The organism is Streptomyces sp. NPDC029292 (assembly GCF_055569295.1).
In genome coordinates this window covers 1-23,090 of record NZ_JBVHXR010000038.1, presented here as the reverse complement: position 1 = coordinate 23,090, position 23,090 = coordinate 1, and the positions used below count along the sequence as shown (strand labels likewise).

The following is a 23,090-nucleotide window of genomic DNA, read 5'->3' as shown; positions in this document are numbered from 1 at the left end:
GCAGGAGCTGATCGTCCGCTCCGCTCACGACGGCTCCACCTTGGTGGGCTTGAGGGCAGGCGGGTAGCCCTTGGCACGAAGAAAGGCGTCGAGCGCCAGCGCGACGATGTCGCCGTGCTGGACACCGTGGTCCGCGTGGTAACGGCGGATACGCCGCTGGAGCTGGAGATCGTCGGGGACGGCGTAGTTGATTTGCCCGCGACTGGTATGACGGCCGTTAATGATCTCCAACGTGTCCGGATGAGGGACCAAGGGGTCTTCAGTCAGGTCGGATTGCGCTTCGAGGGCGTCAGCCATGGCGCGCAGTTGACGGGCATGGTGCGAGAGATCGGGCACGGGGCGCTCCGGTCGGTCCACTAGTCGACTAGCTAGCCGCCTAGTCGACTAGTGGAATAGTCGGTGGGACGGGTGGCCGCGAACGAGCCGAGCGTTCGCGGCCACCCAGGGGATTGATGCGCGTTAGAACCCGCGGGCGGTGAGCCACTCGTCCAGTGCGACCGAGACGATGTCGCCAATGGGCAGGTGATCGAGTTCGTTGTCCAGAGCGAACCGCTTGATCCGCTTCTTCAGCTTCAGCGCAGCGGGGACCGACGAGTCGAGGCTCTCTCGCGTGATGATGCGCTGGTTGAGAACGACAGCAGTCTCGGGAATGTCCCTGGGACGGCCGGGACCCTGAGCCCACGGTGTTCCCTCGCTCGGCGCTGCCTCCGATCGCACGTCCTGTTCCCGGTGAGCCCCTGGAGCATCGGTCCTCACCGGGAACGCCGTACCACCCGCCGCCGGAGGAACTGCCGCGCGAACCGCCACCTCGGCGGCCGGGGCCGCGCCAGGAACTGCGGGCGTGACGTGAGACTGCCCCTGCTGCGCAACGGGGTGGGCCGGCTGCGTGGGCTGACCTGCAGGGGCTGCGGGCTCTGCAGCCGGGACCACGGGCTGCACCTGCCGCTCTGCTGGATCCACAGTGGATTCCTCCTGCGCCTCGGGGGCGACGACAGTCAGGCGAACCGGCTGACTGGTGACTGGGTCCTGCATGGCGTCGCTCGGGGCGGCCTCATCGCTCGGCCGGGCGGAAGTCTGCGATGCCTCGGGCACCGTCTCGGTCCGGCCCTGCGCGGACTCCTCGATCGGAACCACGGAAGGAGCGGGCTGAACGTGGGACTCGCTGGCAGCGGGACGGACATCGCCCTGGTCGGCTGCCTGTTCAGCAGCGAACTGCTCGGGAGTGAGCTCGGCAGCCGGCGGAGGCGGGGGAGGGTTCGTCTTCTTGGCACCGCCGCCGAGGGTGCGACCAGTGCGGCGGGCCGGGGGCTTCATACGCTCGGTCATGCCGTCAGCTCCTTCATCAGCTCGGCGTACTCGCTCAGCTCGGTCGGGATCTCGCCGAAGGCCTCCATGTAGTGGACCCAGGAGTGGATGGTGGTCTCGGCGAGCGGGAACGGTTCGTCGCGGTCCGGGCCGATGCCCTCGCCCTCGACGGGCTCCAGCAGCTTGTCCTTCGCCGTGCGGGGCAGGCTGGTGCGGTCGTCGGCCTTGACCAGCACCACGTGGGCGGTGACGTCGCGCTCGTTGCGGGCGGCGGCGCGCTCGGCCTCGTCGAAGGTGGCCACGAGCTTGCGACGCTCGATCTTGGTGGGGGCGACCGGCACGAGCAGCAGGTTCGCCTCGGTAACAGCCTCGTGGAACAGCTTCGCGCTCCCGCCGCCGGCGTCGACCACGATCGCGCCGAACTCGGCACGCTTCTCACGGATGTACTCGGCGATGTCATCGAACGGGTACCGCTCGACCACGAGGTTCTCCGGGATCTCGAAGCCCTCGGCCTTGGCGACCTTGAACCAGTCATAGGCGGACTGACTGGTCGCATCGGCATCCAGGAGCAGCGTCGGCAGCCCCAGGACAACGGCGTAGTAGAGGGCGATGAACCAGGCCGAGGTGGTCTTGCCGGTGCCGCCCTTGAGCATGCCGACGACGATCACGAAGGCGTCCCAGGCGTCGGCTGTGGCCGCCGCCAGAGTCTTGTGACGGGTGTTCTCGTTCACGTGTACTTGATCTCCTGAAACTGGAAGGTCTGTTGACTTTGCGCGGGTCGACGACGTCGACACTTGCTTCGAGGCATGGCTGAGAAAGCGGTCGAGCGGGGGTGCCCTTGCCGCGCAACTGCAGCCGGGATGGTGCATGGGCGGGGCCTTGTGGCGAGCGGTGCCGCGCGGAACGTCAGTGAGTGCCAGCGCGCTCATGACCGCTTCCTCGTCCCGTCAGCGGGTCCGTGGCGGTGCCGGGGCCGCATGGTGGTGTTGGCCTCGTTCAGGAGCCGGTAGACCGTTGCACGGGAGTAGTTGCACTCCTCGGCGAGTTCCGGGACCGTGGCTCCCGCCTCGTATCGCGCCCGCAGAGACAGCGCGAGCTTCTTCCGCTCAGTCGCCCGCGCTGCAGAACGCATCCGCAGCGTTTGCTGCGTCGTACGCACGGTGCCGCCGGCCTCGATCAGCAGGCGTCGGGCGCCGCGCCTCGTTGCTCCTGCCGCTGCGGCGAGTTCGGCGAGCGTCGCGCCGTGCTCGTCGTACAGGGCGCGAAGATGGGCCGCGAGACGTTGGCGCGCTTGTGGATCCTCGCGCAGCCTGCGGGTCTGCCACGACGTCCGCATCTTCGTTCCGGCATCGTGCAGCCGGTTGAGAACCGTGCCGTACGACAACCTGCTGCTTGCAACGAGCTCGTCGACCGTGGCTCCGGATTCGTAGCGGGTGCGCAAGGCCTCCGGCGTGATTGCTACGTCGTCCTCATCCGACGTCGACTGCTGCGTGTTCATGCAACGGACTCCCATTCCCTGAGTGCTTCGGCGTGTGCGGCGGCTAGTTCGTCGTAACTGCGCTGGTCAGTGGGGGTGATGAGGATCAAGCGCCCATCGCTGGCAACCCGCCATGCCGGATCGATTCGCCCTGTCGCCGGATTGATGACGAGGCCGCCGGGCCCACGCCACGGCGTGGGGACCTCGTCCGGACGCAGGGCGGGCACCAGCACTTGATGGCCGTCGCGGACCACGACGAGGGCCTTGCAGCGGTGCTCCGATAGCCGCTCCAGCGCGTCCCGATACGCCGCTCGTTCTGCGGCGTGGAGTGTCCTTCGGCTCGCCGCGGTACCTGCAGTTCCACATCGGTGGGCGACCAGGTCCCAGCCGTGCGAGGGCACGACTTGCGGGTCGGTAACAGCCTCCGGATGGCTGTTACCGAAGCCCTCCAGGGCTCGGGGGGCCAGTGACCAGACTTCGCCGATGTGGTGCACCAGGCCGTGGCGCGCGAGGCGACGGAGAGCCCGGTAGGCGGTGGCGCGTGAGACGGAGGAGGTGATGACGAGTTCGCTGACGGTCTGGTTAGGGCGCGCGTGCAAGGCTCCGAGGATCAACAGAGCGGAGCTGCCCAGGCCGTGGTGGGCGAAGGCATCGTGGGCCATTAGGTGGCTGATGACAGTGGAGTCGACATCAGCCGGGGCGGCCGTCTCGGAGGTGGACCACTCCTCAAGTGCTGGGGCGGGGGGGAACTGAGTGGTCTTCTGACGAGAAGACGAGGAGTGTGCGGAGGAACCAGGGCCGTTGCCGAGGTACCAGGTGGAGCCCTCCCTGCCATGGCCGACCCGCAGCCGGCGGAGCCACCCACCCGGCCTCAGCACGGTCTCGTATGCGTTGCGCAGCGTCTGCCGCGAGATCCCGGCTTGCTCGGCGGCCTGGCGCTCACTCGCGGCGTGCAGACGGCCGCCAGCGGTCTCGGCGAAGTTGAGATGAGCGAGAAGCACTCGCAAGGCGGTGCGTCCTCGCTCCCCACGCCACGGGGTGACCTCGATACGGGCGCGAAGGGCTGCGAGATCCTCGTGTGAGTGCTGGCGGGAGTCAACCTCTGCCGTGCTGTGGACCGTTGCACAGGCGCTGTCCCAGACTCGACGGACGTACGCGAGGGCGCGTGCCTGCCCAGAGCGCAGCGCGATGTTCTGCGTGTGCCTGCCACCCTCGTGATCCGGGTGCATCAGCAGCTGCGCCAACTGGTCGACGGTGCCCCCGGCCCGGGCGACGTGGCAGGCGATAGCCGCGGTAATCCGATGACCGTGCTCGGCCATTCCCTGTCGATCTTCGCGAAGGGCCACCCGTCCGTCACGGTCGAGCTTGCTGTAGCTGCCCGCCGCGTAACGGCCGGTGAGGTCTCCGAGAAGAACCAGATCAGCGGCGGCCCGGGGGAGGCCGGTGAGTCCTTGCCGGGAGGTTTGGTTGCCTGTGACTGCCTCTGGTTGGGAGTTTGCTGGACGTGAAGCCTTCTGCGAGTAGTGCGGAGAGGGTGCGTCGTATGGCATTCTGGGGTCGTCTCGCAAAGACATGGACGCCACCTAGGCCCGCTAAAACCACGGGTGGTGCCCGGAACCGACCTCCAATCGGTGCCAGCGAAGCCTCCAGGATGGCCGTCCTGGGGGCTTTCGTATGCCTGGCTAGACGGAGGCAGGCGTCCCCATCGCAGCTCGACCGAGGTCGATCGGAAGGCCTCTGACTGCCTTAGAGCGGCCCGGGTCGAATCCCGGGTCGAATGCCCTAGCAGGTCACAGCCGATCAGGGTTCAATCAGAGGCAGGGCCTCTGATGTCACACCGACCGACTGAGGCCCGACCGGCTCGGAGGAGCCAGCACAGAGAGCGGATGCCTCTGGCTGGCTCACCCGACTCGGTCGGCTGACAGAGTGACTGTGTCTGATTGTCTCCGACTGGCCCGTTCTGCCCAGAGACCCAGAATCAGAGGGATTGCCTCTGACTGGCTCTGAGCGGCCCGGGTCGAATCGGGGTCGAATCAGAGCGGTTTCCTCTGACTGCCTCCGATCGCCTCTGCAACCCCGTCCTAGCAGGTCACAGCCGATACGACTCGCAAAACCGCAGGTCAGAAAGGTGCTCCAGGAATACCCGGCGTACAGCCCGACTCGTCTGCCATCGGGGGCCTGGCCAGGAAAACTTCCTGGGCCGGGCCGCCTTGCGTCCTGCGGGAGTTCGCGAACCTGCCTCCCGTTTCCCAGGACTTCCCGAGCGATTGTGCACGCGATGCGCATGCCGGCTCAGTGTCGGCACGGTCGTGTGGGGGCGCCGACGAACGTCACGATGCCGCTGACACTGCTGTCGGTGGTCGACACGGTTCGGTTTCCGAGGCCCGCGCCAGTGAGCAGGTGCGGATTGCCCCACAACGCTTTTCTACGGCTTGTCTCCGCTACGCGGCTTCGGCTCCGCGTGGAACGCCCGCGGCACTGGCCTGTGTGACGGGAAACAGCGCGGCCCACGCCAGGACCTCGACAAGGTGCTCGGCGAGCAGCCCGACGTGGGGATCCGGCTGAACAAGGGCGGTCGCCTGGCCGCGGGCGCTGAGTTCCGTTGCCCAGGTGTGGTCGAGGCTGGTGAAGTCGTCGTCGATCCAGATAGTGGGTGCGTCGCCGAGCCACGTGTCGACGTGGTCGCGTTTCCAGAGGTAGCCGTTGGGGTGGCTGGTGGTGATCTGGGGACGTGGGAGGTCGACGTACGGCAGAGTCGGCAGGCCAAGGAGCGGGCCGATGAGGGTGGTGGCGTCTTGGCGCCAGCTGGTGCACCAGACGGGGGTGACCAGGCCGGTCCGGATCACGTGCATGAGTAAGGGGCCGTGGGCGGGGTTGAGCCAGATGGTCACGGGGGCGTCGGGGTCTCGCCCTGTGGGGACGACGTCGTGGCGGGCGCATAGGTTTCTCCTAAGGGAGCCGGGGTGGGGGTCAGAGTTTGCGCGCGGTGATCAGCAGGGTGGTGGGCCAGCGGCCGTGACGGGCGTCGTGGAACTCCTGGGCCGAGGTGAGCCAGAGGCCCGCGCGGTCGAGGTGTTTCTCCCAGCGGTCGGCGTCGAAGTCCCAGCGGGCGATGGGTAGTCGGGTGTGGTCGGGGAGGGTGACGTAATCGCGACGGGGCCGGTCGTCGGTGGCGGGGCGTAGGCCGCCGCGCTGGGGGTGGGGAACCGAGAAGGCGAGAGCGCGCCCGGGTTTGAGGTGCCGAGCGATGGCCGGGAGTAGAAGCTCGGGAGCTACGAGGCCAATTGCTCCGAAGACCGAGTAGACGGCGTCGAAGCGTTCGTCGGAGGCTTGCAGGTAGTGCAGGGCGTGGCCTGCGACGAAGCTGAGGTTGTTCAGCCGGCCGTAGTGCGAACGGGCTCGGCGGACCTGCAGGCCGACGAGGTCGACGCCGGTGACCTGAGCGCCGTAGCGGGTGGCGAGGTGGGCGGCGTTGTGGCCGGGGCCGCAGCCGAGTTCCAGCACTCGCTTGCGACGCAGGTCCGGTCCGAGGATCTCGACGCCGGGACCGCTGCCGGGCCGGGTAGTCCATTCGATCCGTGCGGGTACGGTCAGCGGCTCGGCGGGGCTGGCTGTGGTGCGTTGGAGGGCGTGTACGTACCAGGGGGAAGCCTGGGCCAGCACCTAGACCTCCAGGAGGTGGAGGACGTCGGCGAGGTGGCGGCGGACGGCCTTGATGTAGGCGGGGTCGGTGGCCGGGTCGTTGATCCAGCGGATGGACTGCTCCATGAACCACTCGACGGCCCACATGCGGTGCCAGCCCAGCGCCCACTTCTCGGCGGGCAGGCCGCCGCGTTCGGCGAGGGCGTCGGGGGTGCCGCCTTCGGTGACGTAGGTGTCCAGGAAGACACGCAGACGCACGGGGTCGGGGGTGTCGAGGGTGCCGTGCCAGCTGGCGAGGTCGAGCAGGCCGGGGCCGGTGAAGGCGCGGGCGAAGTCCAGCAGCCGCCAGCCGTGCCGACCGATGTGGAGGCTGGTGGGGTGGAACTCGGAGTGCACCCATCCGAACGGAGCCACCGTCGCACCGGCCGAGCGTGTCTCGGCGGCCTGGGCGATGCGGTCGAGCGCGTCTTCGACGCCGTCCGTGTCCTGCCATCGCTCGTCTTTGCGGAGCTGGACGAGGTGCTCCAGGGCACGGCTCGGCAGGGTGCGCAGCCGCTCCTGGTCGAGGACGGGCAGGGCGGAGGCGGTGCGGGTGCGGTGCAGGACCACGGCGGCGGCTGCGCCATCGAGGTCGTCGGCGTCGCGGAGGGGGGTACCGAGGTCTTCCAGCAGCATCCCGAGCCATCCGCCAAGGACCGCGGAGGCGTGAACGGCGGGCACCGGGACACCGAGGGTGCGTGCCAGCCGGAGTGCCTGGTCCTCGCTGTCGAACGGCCTCTTGGCGTACTTGAAGATGGCGGTGGTGCCGTCGGTGAAGGTCAGGCGCTCGACGCCGGACATGGACCACACGCGCACCTCCTCGCGCTCTGTGGTGGACCGGTCGGTGATGGTCAGGAGGTTGTCCAAGAGGTCGGCGTTGAGGGTCGTGTCCATGAAGGGGCTCCAGTGCAGTTGGCGGCGTCCGGGGCGGGCGAGAGAAGTCAGCCTGCCCCGGAGCCGGGGCGGTGGTGCTACGCGGCCGGGGTCACGCGGTGGGCGTATAGCTGCTCGATCCAACCGGCCTTGAAGGCCGCGAGGTCGTCGCGGAAGGCGGCCATTGAGGCACCGTAGGGCGCCACGACGCCGCCGGACTGGTCCGGCACGGACTGGCAGCCGTGCACGAGCCGTCCGCCGAGGGCGGCGTGGGCCTTGATGGACTCGATGCGGCGGTGCTCGTTGAACCAGCCGCCGTGGTAGACCTCGTCGAGCATGCCGCCCATCTCGTCGTCCAGGTCGAAGACGACAGAGGTGGCGGCGGGGAAGAACCAGCACGGGCCGACGTTGGAGATGTGCCCGTCCAGCTCGACCTTGTTGAGTGCCATCAGCGTGGCCGCCTCGCGCAGCATCCGCAGGTGGTCGGCGGTGATCTGAGTCAGGCCGAGGCCGGCCAGGTGTTCCTCGCGGAAGAGGTACGCGTACACCTCGTAGGCGGTGGCGAGCACCCGGGCGGCGTCCGGGGTGGACTTGGCGTGGGTCTTGATGAAGTCCAGCGCGAGCTGCTCTACCGCGCTCTCGGTGGTCTCCTCCACGTCCAGGAGCTGGGACTTGACCAGCTCCCAGTCGGCGACGAGCCACGTGCTGGACTCGAAGCGGAAGAAGTACTCGGCAGGGTCGATGGTGATGCGCCGGCCGTCGACCTGGATGCCGGGCAGGCGGCTCCAGCGCTCGTCGAACGCCTCGGGCAGTACGACCGTGATGGCCGCGGTGCCGATGGTGGTCACCGTGTCTCCGTCTCTGATCGGCCGGGTTCGGGCACAGGAATGCCCGAACCCGGTGTAGGCGTACGGAACTTCGAGGAGCCACCCGGCCGAAGAGGGAGCCTGGTCACAGTGTCGGACAGGGGCCGGGCGGCTGATGATTAGTGAACACGCCGTCACGCACAGTGGGTACGGTGAGAGGCAGTTGAAGCGGTATACGCGGTTTACAGCCCCGGACGGGAGGCGAGCGTGGCAGCGCCGAGAGACCCCAACTCCCGTCTGCGCGACACCGTCGACGCGATCGGCTGCACTTACGAGGCCCTGGCGAGGGACGTCCGGCGTATCGCGGCCGAGAACGGTGAGATCCTCCAGACGAACAAGTCGGCCGTCTCCCACTGGGTGAACGGCACCCGCCAGCCCACTGGACGGACTGGCCAGTACCTTGCCGAAGCCTTGTCTCGCCGAACGGGCCGCATCATCACCCAGACGGAGATCGGCCTGCGCGCGCCAGATGCTGAAGGGGCGGACGAGCGGGATCCCGTCCTGGCTGCCACCGACTTGGGCCGCGCCGACGTCGAGCGCCGCCGCTTCCTCGCCGTAGCCGCCTTCACCGCGGCCGGCGTCGCCATGCCCCTCGCCCACGACCACGAGGCCACCACCCGCATGCTCCGCGCCCGCACCGGCACGTCCGTGGTCGGGGCCGAGGACGTGGACGTCGTACGCCAGATCACCGCAGCCTTCAGCGCGGCAGACGAACGCCTCGGTGGCGGGCACGGCCTGACCACGGTCACCGCCTACCTTGCCGACACCGCCGCCCCCATGCTCCGGGGCCGCTACCCGAGCGAAGCCTTACGACGGGCCGCCTTCGGCGCTGTGGCCGAACTCGCCTACCTGGCAGGATGGAAGCACCACGACCTCGGCCAGGAAGGCGCCGCCCAGCGCTACTACCAGGTGGGCTACCAGCTCGCCTGCGAGGCCGACCCGTACGGCCACGCCGCCTGGATGATGCGCGCCCTCGCCCACCAGGCCCTCAGCCTCAAGCAGTCCCACCACTGCGTCGACCTCGTTGAAGGAGCCCTACGGCGGGGCCTCAGCCACGTCGACGGCCAGACCGAAGCTCTGCTCCACATCACCCACGCCCGCGCCTACGCCGCCGTCGGTGAGAAGCCCGCAGCGGCCCGCGCCCTGCTCGCCGCCGAAGACGCCCTTCTGCGTGACGACGGCCCCCAGCCCAGCTACTCCCGCGTCAGCGGCCCCGCGGCGGGCACCGTGGCCAGCCACACCGCCCGCACTCTCACCGACCTTGCCGACCACATCGGCACCGAACAACAGCACCGCGACGCCCTGATCCGCTGGGACCCTGAGAAGTACAAGCGCGTGCACGCTCTCACCTACGCCGACCTCGGTGACAGCCTCGCCGCCCAGGCCCGCGCCGACGAGGCCGTCGGGGCTTGGTCCCATGCCCTGCCCCTGATGGAGGGCATGACGTCCGACCGCACGCGCAAGGCCATCACTTCGCTTCGCTCCACCCTCTCCGTTTACCAGCGTCGCAAAGTGCCCGGAGCCGCCGAACTCGCCCGCCGCGCACGCGAAGCACTGGCCTAAGCTGCCCACCAACCGGCCGACGAAGGGACACAACCGTGGCTCAGCAGCAGACCGACGACCAGCCCAAAACCCTCCCACCCGCCCTCGAATCCATGACCCTGCTGGTCGCCGCCGTCATCGTCCACGACAAGGCCACCAATCGCGTCGTCCTCCTCCAGCGCAGTCAGAACGCCAAGTTCGCCCAGGGCATGTGGGACCTCCCCGTCGGCAAGAGCGAGCCTGGCGAACCCATCACCGAAACCGCGGTACGTGAGCTGTATGAGGAGACCGGCCTGACGGTGAAGCCGGAGTCCCTTAAGGTCGCCCACATCATCCACGGCGCCTGGGGAGTCGAAGCCCCCAACGGCTTCCTCACCGTCGTCTTCGCCGCCCACGAATGGACCGGCGAACCCGAAAACCGTGAACCGCGGAAGCACGCCCAGGTCCGCTGGTTCTCCGCCGACACCATCCCCAAACCCTTCGTCGATACGACTGCCAGCGCCTTGCATCGGTACCTCAGCGATGGACCTGAGGTCTCGCTGGATGGATGGCGCTCGCGAATCGTCATCGACTGAGAGTTCTGTCGGCCTGAGGATTTGGGGTGCTGGAGCCACGCACGCGGGGCAGGCTCGGGTCAGCGCGTGGGCGGACCCCCGCTTCACCATGACGGTTCCGGCGGTGCCTCCCCACAGTGCCGCACTCACCGACGTCGAACACCTCGGTTCTCGTCCTATGGGACCGGACGGCAGGAATGGGAGGGGTTTCGCCAGGGCAGACCTCCAGATCCCCGACAGAGTCACTCAGCGTGGCGAGTCCCCCTGCTCGCGGAAGGGCACTCCTGCGCAACGCCTCTTCGCTGATCGCCCTATGCGCCTTGTCTGTGCCGTCCGCTAGCGTGTCCCGGCAGGCGCAGGTGAGGCCGGAGGCAGCGATCGGATGAGGTTCGTCAGTGGTCAGTGGATCCGGCTGCCCTGGGAGACCGGGGGAGAACACGGTGGCTGGGTGACGCTCGATCATGCCTGGCAGGATCCGGCGGATGCGCTGGGAGCATGGACCCTATACGTGGCAGTCAAGGGGGACGAGCGTCTTCGCGATGTTCGTGGCCGCGCTCGGGACGGGAGCACGCTCTTCCGCAAAGTGAAGCTCTCGGTGGCCGAGGCGGAAGCAGTCGAGTCGCTTGCTCCGACAGGGGATGCGCCTTCGGCACGGGTGCTCGCCGCGCTGTGGTCGGCGTGGCTGGTCGCGGCGTCCGTGGAATCGCCTTCGGCCTCCCAGCTGAAGCTGTATCCGCATCAGGTCAGCGCGGTTCACGGCGCGATGTTGCCTCAGCCACGTCTGCGGTTCCTGCTTGCAGACGAGCCGGGGACGGGTAAGACGGTAATGGCGGGCATGTGCCTGCATGAGATGCGTCGTTCAGGCGCGGTGTCCCGTGCTCTGGTGGTTGCGCCGGCCGGCCTGGTGTCCAAGTGGCAGGCAGATCTGTTGCGATTCTTCGGCATCGAGCTCCGGCGTGTGACCGCGGCGGCGGTGCGGGAGGGTGCTCTGGAGGACGATCGCCGCAGTGGGGTGTGGGTGGTGTCTCTGGAGCTGGCCGCCGTCAACCCAGCGGTGCGTGCTGCCCTCGATCCGGACCGCGCGGGTTGGGACCTGGTGGTCTTCGATGAGGCGCACCGGCTCACGCCAACAGCAGGTTCCCTGTACGAAGTTGGCCGCTTGCTCGCGACGCGGTCGCCGCAAGCGCTGCTGATGACGGCGACTCCACACCGCGGCTCCGAGTTCTTCTTCCGTCACCTGCTGCACTTGGTTGATCCCGAGCTGTTTCCGGACCCGGGTGACGACGCGAAGGCGCGACTGCCCGCTCTCAAACCGGGTCCCTCGCACTTCCTGCGTCGCATGAAGGAGGAGTTGGTCGACTACGACGGGACGACCCGGCTCTTCAAGGGACGCCATGCGAGCAACCATGGGGTGCCCCTCAACGCTGCTGAACTGGACCTCTACCATCGGGCACTCGACTTGGTCGACGGATGCTTTCCACGGCACGCTCGGCCCTTGGCCCGCATGGTCTACGGCAAGCGTGCTGCGTCCAGCCTGCGGGCACTTGCCCAGACCTTGCGCCGCCGGATCGAACGCATCGGCCTTTTCTACGAGGGCGTCTCTGATGAGGGGGCGGCTGCCGTGATGCTCACGGGCGGGGAGACAGGGGAGGAATCCGTGTCCGAGGAGGCCGCGGACGCGGTCCGGGAAGAGGCCGAGCTTCTCGGTATCAACTCACTCGGCCCGGAGATGGAGCGCGAAGTCGCGGCGAAGTTGCTGACCGCGGTGGAAGCGGTGCTCGCGGACCCTTCCTACCGGCCGTCGAAGTGGCGCACCCTGACTGAGGACTGCCTGGCACCCAACGGTGTCCGGCCGGGCGGGAGTCTGCAAGCGGTTGTGTTCACGGAGTACGCCGACTCGGCGGAGTGGATAGCGAGCCGTCTCACGGCCGAGGGCTACGACGCTCGTGTCTACTCCGGCAGACAGAGTCATGCCGAGCGGGACGGGGTGCGCGCGGAGTTCGCTGCCGGCGTGTTTCAGGTCATCGTCTCGACGGACGCCGGGAACGAGGGCATCGACCTGCAGTCCGCACATGTGCTGGTGAATTACGACCTGCCGTGGTCGCTGGTCAGGTTGGAACAGCGTATGGGCCGGATCCACCGGGTGGGACAGCGGCGCGACGTGGAGCTGTACAACCTGGTCGCCACCGAGACACGCGAGGGAGAGGTGTTGCTTGCGCTTCTGGAAAGTTTCGCGGGAGTGGCGAATGAGCTGGACGGGCTGGTCTTCGACAGCCTGTCGCTGGTGGCCGAACTTGCGGATGTGCGCTACGAGGAGTGGCTGCGTGCGCTGTACGGCGACGACGAGGCGCGGAAGACCGCTGCGCTGGCTGCCGCGGCCACGGTGGACGCGGCCGAGCTGAGGCGGCGCACCACGCAGGCGCGTGCCGATCAGGGGGCTTTGGTGGCAGCGGAGCGCGTCGGTGGGCGGGGCCGGGTGCCGGGCAGCACGGGGCTGGCTCGCGTGCGTGGCGTGGATGGAGCGACAAGTTCCCCGGTGTCCGGGGCGCATTTGCCAACCAGGGAGTGGGAGCCTGGGACCGTCGAGTCGTATTTGCGCCTGTTGGCCATGGCAGAGGTGTGCGAGGTACGGGCCACCGCGCTCGGCGAGCGGGTCTTCCTGCTCAACTCCGGGCAGCCGTGGCCTGCAGCGCTGGGTGGTGGACGCTCCGCACGTGTAGCAGTGGACAGCCCCGGGGACTTGGCGCCGCCATCAGCGGCAGCATCCTCCTCCATGCCTGACATCTATTCCCTGGCGCCCGGCAACAGGGCATTGTCCTCCCTCGCCGAGCACGCGGTATCGCTGCTTGCGGCCGACGGGTTCCGGGGCGGAACGGTGGTGGATCCAGACAACTCCGGCGCGCCATATGGCCTGTTCCATTGCGAGGCTACGGTCGACGGCGCAACCTGGCGTGCGTTGGTGCGTGTCGGTGACCGAGGGCAAGGCGAGGTGGTGCCGTGGGACGTACTGTCCGGACTGCGGCCGCTTGGACAGGGTGATCCGGCCGCGGGCGCGGAATCCGGGTGGTTCGTGAAGCAAGGTGCCGCCAGGGCGCTTCAGGTCGCCCGCACAGCCTTGGAAGCGGAAGTGGCCGAGCGAAATCGAGAGCGTGCCCAGTGGCTGGACTCTGCCCGGCGAGACTTGGCCAAGCTGCCGGTGGATGTCACTTTGGGGGTTGCGGACAGGGAGGAACGCTCCAGGCTGCGCGGGAGGTTGACCGAGATCTCGCAACGCAGGCTTGCCCGGCTGGAGGCTCTGTCGAACTCGATGGTGACCGCTGAGCCGCGCGTGGGCGGGTGGCTCGTCGTTCGCGGTGTGCGGAGGTCCGGGGGCACAGACATGTGAGCAGTGTCGTCATGCGGTTTGGCCGTCGTTGCCTGGTTCCGCACTGGTGGGTGACTGATGACGGCTTTCCGCGACCAGTTTTGACCGTATGGACGAGTTGTCGGCAGTACAGTTTGCCGATATCCGCTGCTCATACGGGAGTTCGAATGACGCGCCTGATCGAACGTTGGTTTCCGTGCGCAGAGGTGAGCGCGGCCTCCATGACGGGCTGGGGGAGCGGTAACAGCGAGTCGAGCCTGTGGGTGTGGTTTGCCAAGCGGCCCACCGTGCAGGCCAAGGCCGCGGTGCTGTGCAGCTTGCTGCCGTGGCCGGAGGGGGAAGCGGAGCAGGAGCAGCTGCGGAACCTGGTGCGCACAGCGCTCACGGGTCATGCCGTGGCACAGGGCGCGATCCGGGCCTTGCTGGCCGAGCTCTACCCCCAGGGTGCGACGGTCCTGGACCCGTTCTCGGGCCGGGGCATGATCCCGCTGGAGGCCGGCCGTCTCGGCGCGCAAGCGTACGGCGTCGACTATTCACCTTTCGCCACCCTCGGGGGCTGGCTGCTCGCGCGAGCACCATTCATCGGTTACGAGAGTGAGCCGAAGCTTCCCTTCGACCCATGGGAATTCCCCGACGCGGGGCCGGAGCCCGGCGCGGGGACGCTGTTCGGAGCCCTGCCGCCTGATCTGGGTCCCAAGCCGGGAGACGACCGGCTCATCGACGACGTCCGGGCCTTTCTCGCCGAGGTGGGGCGGCGGTACACGGCGTCGATGGCGGAGTACTACCCGCGGAGAGACGGCGAGTTCCCCTGGGGGTATCTGTGGGCGTCCACTCTGCCCTGCCAGGACTGCGGCCGCCGCTTCCCGCTGGTGGGCGAGCTGCGGCTGCGACCTCCGAAGAGGACCGAGTACCGAGACGACCCCGGCCAGAGCTTCCGGATCGAAGCCGACCGGGACAGCGGCGAGTTCTACGCGGTCGTTCATGACGGAGCGCCGCAGGGGAATCCCACGCGGGTGCTGGCAGGGAAGAGCAAGTACGCCTCGGACGGGAAGGTCGTGGTGTGCTCGTTCTGTGGCCACCGGCACACCAAGGCCGTGCACACTCGGCTCGCTGCGGAGGGCGCGCGCCGCGATGTGCTGCTGGTGGCCGCCGATCTGGAGGGGGGCCGGAGCAAGGTGTTCCGTGCCCCGAGCGACGAGGAGGTCATCGCCGCCCGGCGGGCCGCCCTGCAGCTGGCCGCCGAGCCGCCGTTCGGGATGCTGCCGGCGCGGCCGGATGAGCGAATACCTGCCGGGAACACCTGGACGATCCAATCGGTCAACTATGGCGACACGACGTACGGGGACCTGTGCGAGGCGCGGCAGACTCTGGGACTGGTACGGCTGGCCAGGGCGATCAACGAACTGTCCGAGGAGTGCCGCGAGGCTGGGCTCTCCGCGGGGTATGTGAAGGCGCTGGCGGGGTATGCGACGGCGGCGATGATGCGGAAGATACGCCGATCTTCGCGTGGGGCTCGGCTGCAGATCACTGGCGGTGTACGTACGGGCGACATCTTCGTCAACCAGTCGGCTATCACCGTCTCCTATGACTGGTTCGAGAGCGGCCTCTCTGATGGACCCGGCTCCTGGATTTCACTCGCCGAACAGACCGTCACCACCCTTCGCCACCTCCGCGCCCGCGCCTGGGCCCGCCCCGCCCGGATCGAGCGCGGCAACGCCGCAGCGCTGGACTTCCCCGACGGCTCCTTCCAGAGCGTCGTCACCGACCCGCCCTACGACGACATGATCGACTACAGCGACTCCAGCGACCTGTTCTATGTCTGGGCCAAGCGGGCCATGGCCACCGCCGACCCCAACTTGTCCTTCACCATGCACCCCTCTGGAGTGCAGGAGAAGGAACACGAGGCCATCATCAAGCGGGGCGGCGCGCCGGTGAAGGACCACCGCACCCGCGATCACTACGCCACCCTCATCGAACGCGCCTACGCCGAGGCGGCCCGCGTTGTGGCCCCCTCCGGCGTTGTCACCTTCGTCTTCGGGCACGGGGACGTCGAGGTGTGGCACCGCATGCTCGGCGCGCTGGAGCGCGCCGGACTGGTGCTGACCGCCTCCTGGCCGGCCAAGACCGAGGCGGGCGGCGGTGGTGCAGGCTCGGCAAACATCGTCACCACGTTGACGATGGCGTGCAGGCCTGCCCCCGCCGGGCGGCCCGACGGTCGACTGAAGGCCGTCGAAGCCGATATCCGGGCCGCGGTCAAGGGAAGGATGCGGGAGTGGGAGCGTTCGGGTCTCGCCACCACCGACATGCTCATGGCCTCCGCAGGGCCGGCCATGGAGGTTGCGGGACGCTACGGGCAGGTGCTGGACAATACGGGGGCGCCGGTCGACGTCAAGCAGTTCCTGCTTACCGCTCGGCGCGCCGTGCAGGATGAATCCGCCATCAGGATCGATCAGTTCCCGCTGGACGTCTTCGACGATCGCACCCGGTTCGCTCTCTGGTGGGTGCGGCTGTTCCGGCGTGATCTGGCCGCCAAGTCGGAGCTGCGCTGGGAGCTGATGGCCGCCGAACTCGCCGCCGGCGAGGCCCGCCAGCTCATCCACACCGAGAGCAAGGGCTGCAGGTTTGTGCTGGCCGAGCAGTTGCGGCCGCAGATCACGGACGACTCTGCGCTCATCGACATCGTGCTCGCGATGGCGAAGACCTGGCCGGACGGGATTGACGCGGTTGCGGGCGTGCTGGCACTGGCAGGCAGGGTTGAGCCCGACGAGCAGCTGTGGGCTGCCGTGAGCTTCCTAAGCGAGCAGCTTGCCCATCCCGATTCGGACGCAGGGGCCTGGGACTTCCTGCTGCGAAACCGGTCATCGATCGAAACAGCGGCCAGAACGATCGTAGTTGCACCTCGAAGTGGACAGAAGGAGCCCAAGAATTCTGGAAACACGCTGTTCTGACGGGGCGTTACGCGAAATGATCGGTCGGAGACCGTACTTGTGCAGGTCGGTCGCAGGTCGTCGTTCGTGAGGGAGAACACCCCGTGCCCCAGGCTCAGCCCCGTCCGTGGTGGGAGACATGCAGACTGCGGCAGGACATCCTCGACGCTTCCGGCGGCGTCGCCGATGTCCAGATGTCGCTGTATCAGGTCGCCTACCCCAAAGAGGGGCAGGAGCCGCGGTATGCGAAGCCTGAGTACTACGGGCAGATCACCCATCCGACCGCGGATCTGACGGAGTTGCTGGCCCGCATAGTGGTGCGGTTCGCCGATCGTACCGGGCTCGCCGCCGAAGGCCTCATACGCCTGCAGCAGAGTATGGGAGGCGGCAAGTCGCACGCCTGTGTAGGGGCCTACCATCTCGCTGAAGACCCCTATGAGTTCGCCAAGACCGAACTTGGCGAGAAGGTCTTCAAGCGGGCTGGGGAGATCGTTGGTTCCGACATCGCAACCAACCTGGAGAATCCCCAGGTTGTAGTGCTTTCCTGCGACAACATGACTCCCGGGGTGACGGATTCCCATCCTGAGCGGGACGGCCCCTGGGCGCGCAGCCTCTGGGAGCGCTTCCTGTGGCGGCTGGTCGAGGGCGAGCAGGCGGAGTTCAGCCGTTACCGGGAGCACTACAGCAGCAAGGTGGAGATCGCCGAGGCCCTGGCCTCCCGCGGGCGGCCCGTCCTGGTCATCATCGACGAGATCCTCAACTACCTTGGCCAGGGCCTCGACGGGACCGGTGACACGGCCCTCGCCAACCAGGACATGGCATTTCTGCGTGCCTTCACCGAGGCCGTTGCCACCACACCGCGGATGGCCGCCCTGGTGGTGCTGATCAGCTCGGACAAGGACACCACGCATCTGGGTACGGAGGCGGAAGGGCGGCGCCAGCAGCTCGAGGCCGACCTACAGCGCAATGGGCGGGCCAGAGCCGTCAACCAGAACGCCGACTTCGCGGCGATACTGCGCCGGAGGCTGTTCGGGTCGCTGCCCGGAGAAGACGACGTCCGGGCGGTCGTGACCGGCTACGAGACGGCGGCCGCCGAGGAGAAGTGGCGCAGGGAAGTATTCGCACGGATCGACGCATCCTGGGCCCGTGACTTCCGTGATGAGGCGACACGGACGTATCCGTTCCATCCCCAGCTCATGAACCTTGCCGAGCAGGACTGGGCGAATGTCGCCGGTTTCCAGAAGGTGCGCTCCACCATCACGGTCTTCGCCGCTGCCGTGCACGCCCTGCTGGAACGCGCGGCGCAGCGAGAGTGGGTGCCGGAGCTCATCGGGCTGGGTGATCTGCCGCTCTCCGACCCGATGACGCTCAACAAACTGCTGGACTCAGGGCTGGTCCACACGGCAAAGGAACAGGCCAACTATCGGTCACTGGCTCTGAACGACATCGTGAGCGGGGTGCGGGACGACGGCGTGGCGCGGCGCATGGATGTGCTGCGGGGACCGCGAGCCTACGGCGGGGCCAACCCCTTCGTGTCCGAGCGTGCCGCCGCTGCCGTGTTCCTCGCCACCATCACCGGGCCGCGGGCCCACGCGCGCAGAGGGGCATCTGAGGCCGAGGTGCTGGCCTCGGTATGTGTACCCGATCTGTCTTTCACCTACGCGGAAGCCGAAGCGGTGCTGCGCGGGCTGAAGGACGAGGAGCGGGGTATGACCTCGCTCGAGGTCATACCTGGCCGCGGTGGTCAGCAGCCCAGGCTGCGGATGTCCACCGAGCAGCTGCTGCCGATGATGGTGCGCACGGCCAAGGCGCGCGTCGAGGACGCGGAGCGGGACCAGGCCATCAGCGAGCGGTTCGGCGCGCTCCTCACTCCAGGGCCGTTCGCCGCGGCGCTGGCCGTGCGGAGCCAGTCGGGGCTGCCGCCGCGCGAGTTGCTCCGGCGGGAGGAGAACCTGGACAGGGCGCGCAGCACTCGACTTGTCGCCCTCGACCCTGCGGCGTTCAGCGTCCGTAACGGCAGTGAGGCCGAGACCGTGGCGGCCATCGAGTCCGCGCTGGGCCTGGGAAGCAATCCGTTCCCGGCCGCCTGGGCGTCCTCGGTGGTCTTCGCCGTTGCCTCGGTGCGCGGCAGGGCGCAGGCTCGCGGATTTGCCGCGGAGTACCTCGCATACCAGCACGTCCTGCAATCACTGGAAGGCGCTGGCGACCAGGAGCGCTTCGCCATGGAAGCGCAGCAACGCCGGGATGAGGCGCAGCGTCGGCTGGACCAGGCCATCGAGCGTTCCTTCCAGCACCTGTACTACCTCGAGCAGCCGGAGGAAGGAAGGCCACGCGAGTGCCGTGAGGTGACCCTGCGGTCGGACCCGCAGGAACGCCGGAGCCGGAGCGCGCTGTCCGGTAAGGACGTGTGGGAGGCGCTCGTCGAGCACCAGAAGGGCTACGAGCGAGGTGGGTTCACCGCACGAGCCTTGGTGTCGCAGCTGCGTTCTGTCGACTACGGGCGCCCGCTGCCAGAGATCCGCGACATGTTCTGGAACGCCCCTCGACTGACGCTGCTCCACTCGGGAGAGCCGGAGCTGCGGGCCGCTGTCTTCGATGCCGTGCGGGAAGGCTCGCTGCGGCTCGTGCGCGGTACGGACGAGGAGGTGGCGCTCGGTAGTCCCGAGGAGATCAATCTGTCCGTGCAGGGGCTGCGCCTGCTGCTACCGCTGCCCGCTGCCCCGGCCCCGGATGAGGCCGCTCCCGCTGAGGTCGCCCCAGCGGTTGCCGACGGTGCACCGTCGGCCACTCGCCCTGGCGCGGACAGGGATGAGGGGAGCCCTAAGGGCAGGTCGCGCCACGCGGCCCGGCCGGACTCCGCAGGGCCCGCAGAGTCGGAGCCCGAGCCGCCGCGCAGGCTCAGCTTCATGATCAACCGGTCCATGGCCGACCCGGCGGATGCCGAGCGGCTCGGCCAGTTCCTCCGTGCTCTGTGGGTGGCTCTGGACGAGGGCCAGGCCACGCACGTGCTGTGCCAGTTGCAGATAGCGGCCGACGCGGAGGCAGCCCAGGCGCTGCTCGCGGCCGCCGAGGAGGCGGGCGTCAGCGTCTCCGGGGGTTGAGCTCGCCGTCTCGGAGTGCCGTGGACGCGGATGTAGATACGCGTGTCATGCGGCTGTGGTCATCCCCGTGACGGCAGGCTTATCCTCTGCCCCACGGGGCGCCGCTGTGCCCAGGCGGTCAGAATCCGGCGTAGCGCCAAGGCCAGGGAGGCGTCGGTCTCGGGTAGCCGGTGCACGCGGTCGAGCAGTTCCATCAGTACGTCCGGGTTGTCCTGGAGCAGCGCTCCCAGTCCAGCCGGATCCGGCAGGCTGTCCATGCGAGCAACCGGGATCTGGACCTCTCCGTAGCTTTCCTGCCCCACTGGTATCTGGTCCAGCCAGGCCAGCGCCTCGGCGGACGCACCTGACAGGTCGTTGCCGGGCCCGTTCCCCGACGCGCGCACGAGTTCGGTACCGAGCTGGGAGATCCGTCCGCCGGACGGGTCCCGCTCGGACAGGACCTGCAGCAAGGGCAGCCGATGTACGTGCCCGAGCTGGGCCAGGAGTGCTTTGCGGGCTATAGGGAGGTCAGCGGTGAGTTCGTCGAGCTGCCGACGAGCCCAGGCTGAGAGGGTGTGCGGGCCGCTGTCCGCCCAGACCGCCAGTACCAGGGCCGTGGACGCTGCTGCGCCTCGCCGTCGCGCTAGGTTGGATACGGCGTCGCGGACGTACTCGGAATGGGCCAGTGTGCCGACGGTCTCGGCCAGCCGCAGGGTGTCGCCGCCGGGTGGAACGTCCAGCAACTCGAGCGCGATCTGGGTCAGCCGGTGCTGTGTGAGGGGGTGATCCTCTGCCGCGTCGGCGAGCAGTTCGAGGGCGAGCATGGCGCCGGGGCGAAGAAACCACTCGACAGGGCCCGCCCGGTCCAGGTCACGCAGCCCGAGTAGCAGTTCCGCGCGCAGCCTTGGCCGGTCACGCAGCACCCGGCCCGCGGCCAGCAGCCAGACCTGCCGCCAGTGCACTGAGGGCGCCACGGTGCTCAACTGCTTCGCCAGCGGATACTCGCCCAGACGCAGAAGCCGGCGCGCGGCGAAGAACTCCTGGAGGCTGCGCAGCTCGAACCGAAACTCGGAAGGGGAGGAGCCCGATGTGCGCCGCACCAGTAGTCCGTGCCGTTCTGCCACTGTCACCAGCTCCCCTGCCAGCGCAGCGTTCCCACCTGGAGAGGCGGCAAGTGGGCCGGTCGGTGACGTTTCCTCTTGGCCGATCCTCTCGGTGAGGAAGTCGCACAGTTCGCCGTAGGAAAGCTGCGCATCCGCTGTGCCCTCGTTCTCGGTGCTGCGCTGCAGAGTGAATCCTGCCCACTCGTGCAGCTCATCGATGCGGGCCTCGTGCCTCCGAAGCAGTTTGGCGTGGTCTGAGTTCTTGCCGAGTTCTCGGCGGCGGGCAGTCGCGTAGAAGGCGTCGAAGAGCTCGTAACGGCCGCGCGGCAGTCGCTCGACGTGCTCCAGTAGCGCGGTCAGCATCGCCACCTGCAGTGGGCTGCGGGTGAGCTGGGCGGCCGCTGGGTCCTTCTGCGCGGCCCGAACCCGACGCAGGACTGTCTCCGCCCGGCCCGGATCCGGGTACCGGGCCTCGATCAGCCGCTTCGCACAGGCACGTACCTCCTTCTCGCCCAGCGCGTTCAATTCCAACTGGGTGAAGCCGTCCAGCGCCTTGATCGGAGCGAACCCCTGGGGGCGACTGGTGAGGACGGCGAACACGTCGCCCTGCTGCTGTGCCACATCGACGGTGAAGTCCTCCAGGGCTTTGGCGACGGCGTTACGCCCCTTCGGGTCGGCAATCTCGTCGTAACCGTCGAGGACGAGGAGCCACGGGTACCGGGCGAGCCAGTCGTGCATATCCGCAGCGGAGACCTCCTCGCCCGCGTCCGACGCGGCGATCTGCGCAATGTGCGCAACGAGCGTGCGGCCGGGGCGGCCGGCGGGCTGGGCTGCCAATGCATCGGCGTACTCGCTGAGCGATACCCGGACCGGCCATCTGGGCCTCTCTGGCATCCAGCGCTGCCGGAACACCTTGGCGGAAGCGATGCGTTCGCACACGCGCGCCGCATGGTTTCCCACGGACTGGCGGTGGTCCCACAGCAAGCCTGCACGGTGGGCCTGACGCAGTAGCTGGCATAGGCTGCTCTTGCCTTGGCCCGGGCCGCCCATCAGCGTCACGCCCGCGAGCGTGCCTGGTTCCGACTCATCGGCCAGGCGCATGATATGGGCGCCTGCGTCGACCGGAGCCGCCCTTCTGGCAGGGCCGGTACTCGCAGGGAGGTCGACGGCCACCGAGTCCAAGGGAATTGACCGGGCCGGGCCTTCGGCAGAACCGCCGAGGCCCACCGCCTGCTCGCGCTCGTCCAGCATCGCCTTGGCGACCTGGGCCATAGCGAATCGGCCGAAGCCGCCGGACGGAGCCGTCGGGGTGACACCGGGGCTTACGAAGAGCGCGCCGAGCTGGTCGATATTGATCTGAGTCCCCTCGGCGAGAGAGTAGTTGGAACCACCCTCCGCTGCGAGTGCGAACTGCTGCACCTGGGACGCCGCAGGCCTCGGGGTCGTATCGTCGCTCATCGCCGGTCGACATTGATCTGAGTCCCGCGGGCCACGCTGTAGTTCTTTCCGCCCCGATCGGCCTGATTGACCACGCTGACGGAGCCCTCGGGTGTGGAATCGGCCGCCTGCTCTCGGGCCCGCTCCAGCAACTCTCGCAGCTCCTCACCGAGAGCCGGATCCGCTGCTATGAGCGCACCGAGCCGTTGCCCGCACATGCGGGCGAGTCCTTGTTCGGCCTCCTCGTTCCCCCGCACTGAGGCCGCCAGCGCGCGTGCACTCTCCAATTCCGCGTCTACCGCGTCTGCATCCTCCGGTCGGAATCGCCTCCACAGGGCGACGACGCCGTTCTTTGTCCGCAGCCAGGCCTCTGTGGCCATGAGCGCGACCAGCGTGGTGCCAGCTTCCTGTACCGGATCCATGACGCCTCCCCTGTGGTATCGAAAGTCCGTCCCACAATAGTGAGTTCGCCTGAATGGTGGACGTGACCGGACCGAAGCCCTCGCCCATGATGGGCGTCCAGGAACTCGGATGTCGGACGATTCTTGCGGGGGCGGGCGGCGATCTGTTCCTAGTACTCCAGCCGTACTTTTGTATTTCTCCTGGTCAACGGCCTGGCGGTGGGGAGTGATAGCGGGGGTTGGGTATGCGCGCGGGACAGCCTGAACCGCTCAAGGGAGTCCTGTCCGGCTACTGGTCGCGACGCATCGACGACGAACACCGCCTCGTCTGCCGAGCCGACGACAAAGAGGTCAAGATCCGCAAGGCTCGCTATCACTACACCGACTAGTAGGGCTTGGTCAGGTTCGTATCGGTGTGGGTATGTCGCGGTGGCAGGTGGGGCAGGCACCGGTCCAGAGGGCGAGGAGTAATTGCAGCTC

16 protein-coding genes and 2 pseudogenes are annotated in these 23,090 nt (G+C 68.2%); 7 read left to right on the top strand and 11 right to left on the bottom strand.

From position 1 onward, the window contains the following. Positions 1-24: 24 nt before the first annotated feature. The 5 genes from ACZ4WS_RS45470 to ACZ4WS_RS45450 all read right to left on the bottom strand — a co-directional run bounded on the left by ACZ4WS_RS45470 (position 25) and on the right by ACZ4WS_RS45450 (position 3,783). Complete coding sequence (locus ACZ4WS_RS45470) at positions 25-336, bottom strand: hypothetical protein (protein ID WP_467989737.1); 312 nt, start codon at positions 334-336, stop codon at positions 25-27. Between the two features lie 123 nt (positions 337-459). Next, entirely contained in the window at positions 460-717 is a 258-nt protein-coding gene (locus ACZ4WS_RS45465; protein WP_467989735.1) for a hypothetical protein, read from the bottom strand. Between the two features lie 605 nt (positions 718-1,322). Next, a complete protein-coding gene (locus tag ACZ4WS_RS45460; RefSeq protein ID WP_467989733.1) occupies positions 1,323-2,036 on the bottom strand; it encodes a ParA family protein in 714 nt (237 codons plus the stop codon). Positions 2,037-2,230: 194 nt separating this feature from the next. Then, entirely contained in the window at positions 2,231-2,803 is a 573-nt protein-coding gene (locus tag ACZ4WS_RS45455) for a helix-turn-helix domain-containing protein (RefSeq protein WP_467989730.1), read from the bottom strand. Beyond that, the gene (locus ACZ4WS_RS45450; RefSeq protein WP_467989788.1) at positions 2,800-3,783 is read right to left on the bottom strand and encodes a helix-turn-helix domain-containing protein; all 984 of its coding nucleotides are present in this window, start codon (positions 3,781-3,783) and stop codon (positions 2,800-2,802) included. Before ACZ4WS_RS45450 ends, ACZ4WS_RS45455 begins: the two co-directional genes overlap by 4 nt. 198 nt (positions 3,784-3,981) lie before the next feature. On the opposite strand from ACZ4WS_RS45450, the gene ACZ4WS_RS45445 reads away from it, so the two are divergent. After that, complete coding sequence (locus ACZ4WS_RS45445) at positions 3,982-4,290, top strand: hypothetical protein (protein ID WP_467989728.1); 309 nt, start codon at positions 3,982-3,984, stop codon at positions 4,288-4,290. 933 nt (positions 4,291-5,223) lie between these two features. Here the strand turns inward: ACZ4WS_RS45445 and ACZ4WS_RS45440 are convergent. The 4 genes and pseudogenes from ACZ4WS_RS45440 to ACZ4WS_RS45425 all read right to left on the bottom strand — a co-directional run. Beyond that, positions 5,224-5,718, bottom strand: a pseudogene (locus ACZ4WS_RS45440) (hypothetical protein); the annotation flags it as partial. Between the two features lie 34 nt (positions 5,719-5,752). Next, complete coding sequence (locus ACZ4WS_RS45435) at positions 5,753-6,445, bottom strand: class I SAM-dependent methyltransferase (protein ID WP_467989726.1); 693 nt, start codon at positions 6,443-6,445, stop codon at positions 5,753-5,755. Next, a complete protein-coding gene (locus ACZ4WS_RS45430; protein WP_467989724.1) occupies positions 6,446-7,357 on the bottom strand; it encodes a phosphotransferase family protein in 912 nt (303 codons plus the stop codon). It lies immediately after the preceding gene. Between the two features lie 77 nt (positions 7,358-7,434). Continuing rightward, complete coding sequence (locus ACZ4WS_RS45425; RefSeq protein ID WP_467989722.1) at positions 7,435-8,184, bottom strand: hypothetical protein; 750 nt, start codon at positions 8,182-8,184, stop codon at positions 7,435-7,437. Positions 8,185-8,409: 225 nt separating this feature from the next. On the opposite strand from ACZ4WS_RS45425, the gene ACZ4WS_RS45420 reads away from it, so the two are divergent. The 5 genes from ACZ4WS_RS45420 to ACZ4WS_RS45400 all read left to right on the top strand — a co-directional run bounded on the left by ACZ4WS_RS45420 (position 8,410) and on the right by ACZ4WS_RS45400 (position 19,690). Further along, the gene (locus ACZ4WS_RS45420) at positions 8,410-9,765 is read left to right on the top strand and encodes a tetratricopeptide repeat protein (RefSeq protein ID WP_467989720.1); all 1,356 of its coding nucleotides are present in this window, start codon (positions 8,410-8,412) and stop codon (positions 9,763-9,765) included. Between the two features lie 35 nt (positions 9,766-9,800). Further along, a complete protein-coding gene (locus ACZ4WS_RS45415) occupies positions 9,801-10,319 on the top strand; it encodes an NUDIX domain-containing protein (protein ID WP_467989718.1) in 519 nt (172 codons plus the stop codon). 427 nt (positions 10,320-10,746) lie between these two features. Beyond that, positions 10,747-13,683, top strand: a complete 2,937-nt coding sequence (locus ACZ4WS_RS45410; RefSeq protein ID WP_467989716.1) for a DEAD/DEAH box helicase — start codon at positions 10,747-10,749, stop codon at positions 13,681-13,683. Then, positions 13,680-16,610: a DUF1156 domain-containing protein gene (locus ACZ4WS_RS45405; protein ID WP_467989714.1), complete on the top strand. Its 2,931-nt coding sequence runs from the start codon at positions 13,680-13,682 to the stop codon at positions 16,608-16,610. Before ACZ4WS_RS45410 ends, ACZ4WS_RS45405 begins: the two co-directional genes overlap by 4 nt. An 83-nt stretch (positions 16,611-16,693) precedes the next feature. Continuing rightward, positions 16,694-19,690: a DUF499 domain-containing protein gene (locus tag ACZ4WS_RS45400; protein WP_467989713.1), complete on the top strand. Its 2,997-nt coding sequence runs from the start codon at positions 16,694-16,696 to the stop codon at positions 19,688-19,690. Positions 19,691-19,749: 59 nt separating this feature from the next. Here ACZ4WS_RS45400 and ACZ4WS_RS45395 read toward each other — a convergent pair whose 3' ends face one another. Together ACZ4WS_RS45395 and ACZ4WS_RS45390 are read right to left on the bottom strand one after the other, a co-directional pair. Then, complete coding sequence (locus ACZ4WS_RS45395) at positions 19,750-22,191, bottom strand: NACHT domain-containing protein (protein ID WP_467989711.1); 2,442 nt, start codon at positions 22,189-22,191, stop codon at positions 19,750-19,752. A 35-nt stretch (positions 22,192-22,226) separates the two neighbouring features. Continuing rightward, the gene (locus ACZ4WS_RS45390) at positions 22,227-22,631 is read right to left on the bottom strand and encodes a hypothetical protein (protein WP_467989710.1); all 405 of its coding nucleotides are present in this window, start codon (positions 22,629-22,631) and stop codon (positions 22,227-22,229) included. 233 nt (positions 22,632-22,864) lie between these two features. Here ACZ4WS_RS45390 and ACZ4WS_RS45385 point away from each other — a divergent pair. Beyond that, a pseudogene (locus ACZ4WS_RS45385) lies at positions 22,865-22,999 on the top strand (Txe/YoeB family addiction module toxin); the annotation flags it as partial. Positions 23,000-23,090 lie beyond the last annotated feature (91 nt).

Coding starts and splice junctions, on each gene's coding strand:
- ACZ4WS_RS45390 (WP_467989710.1), bottom strand. CDS start 22,631: ATGGATCCGGTACAGGAAGCTGGCACCACGCTGGTCGCGCTCATGGCC.
- ACZ4WS_RS45430 (WP_467989724.1), bottom strand. CDS start 7,357: ATGGACACGACCCTCAACGCCGACCTCTTGGACAACCTCCTGACCATC.
- ACZ4WS_RS45455 (WP_467989730.1), bottom strand. CDS start 2,803: ATGAACACGCAGCAGTCGACGTCGGATGAGGACGACGTAGCAATCACG.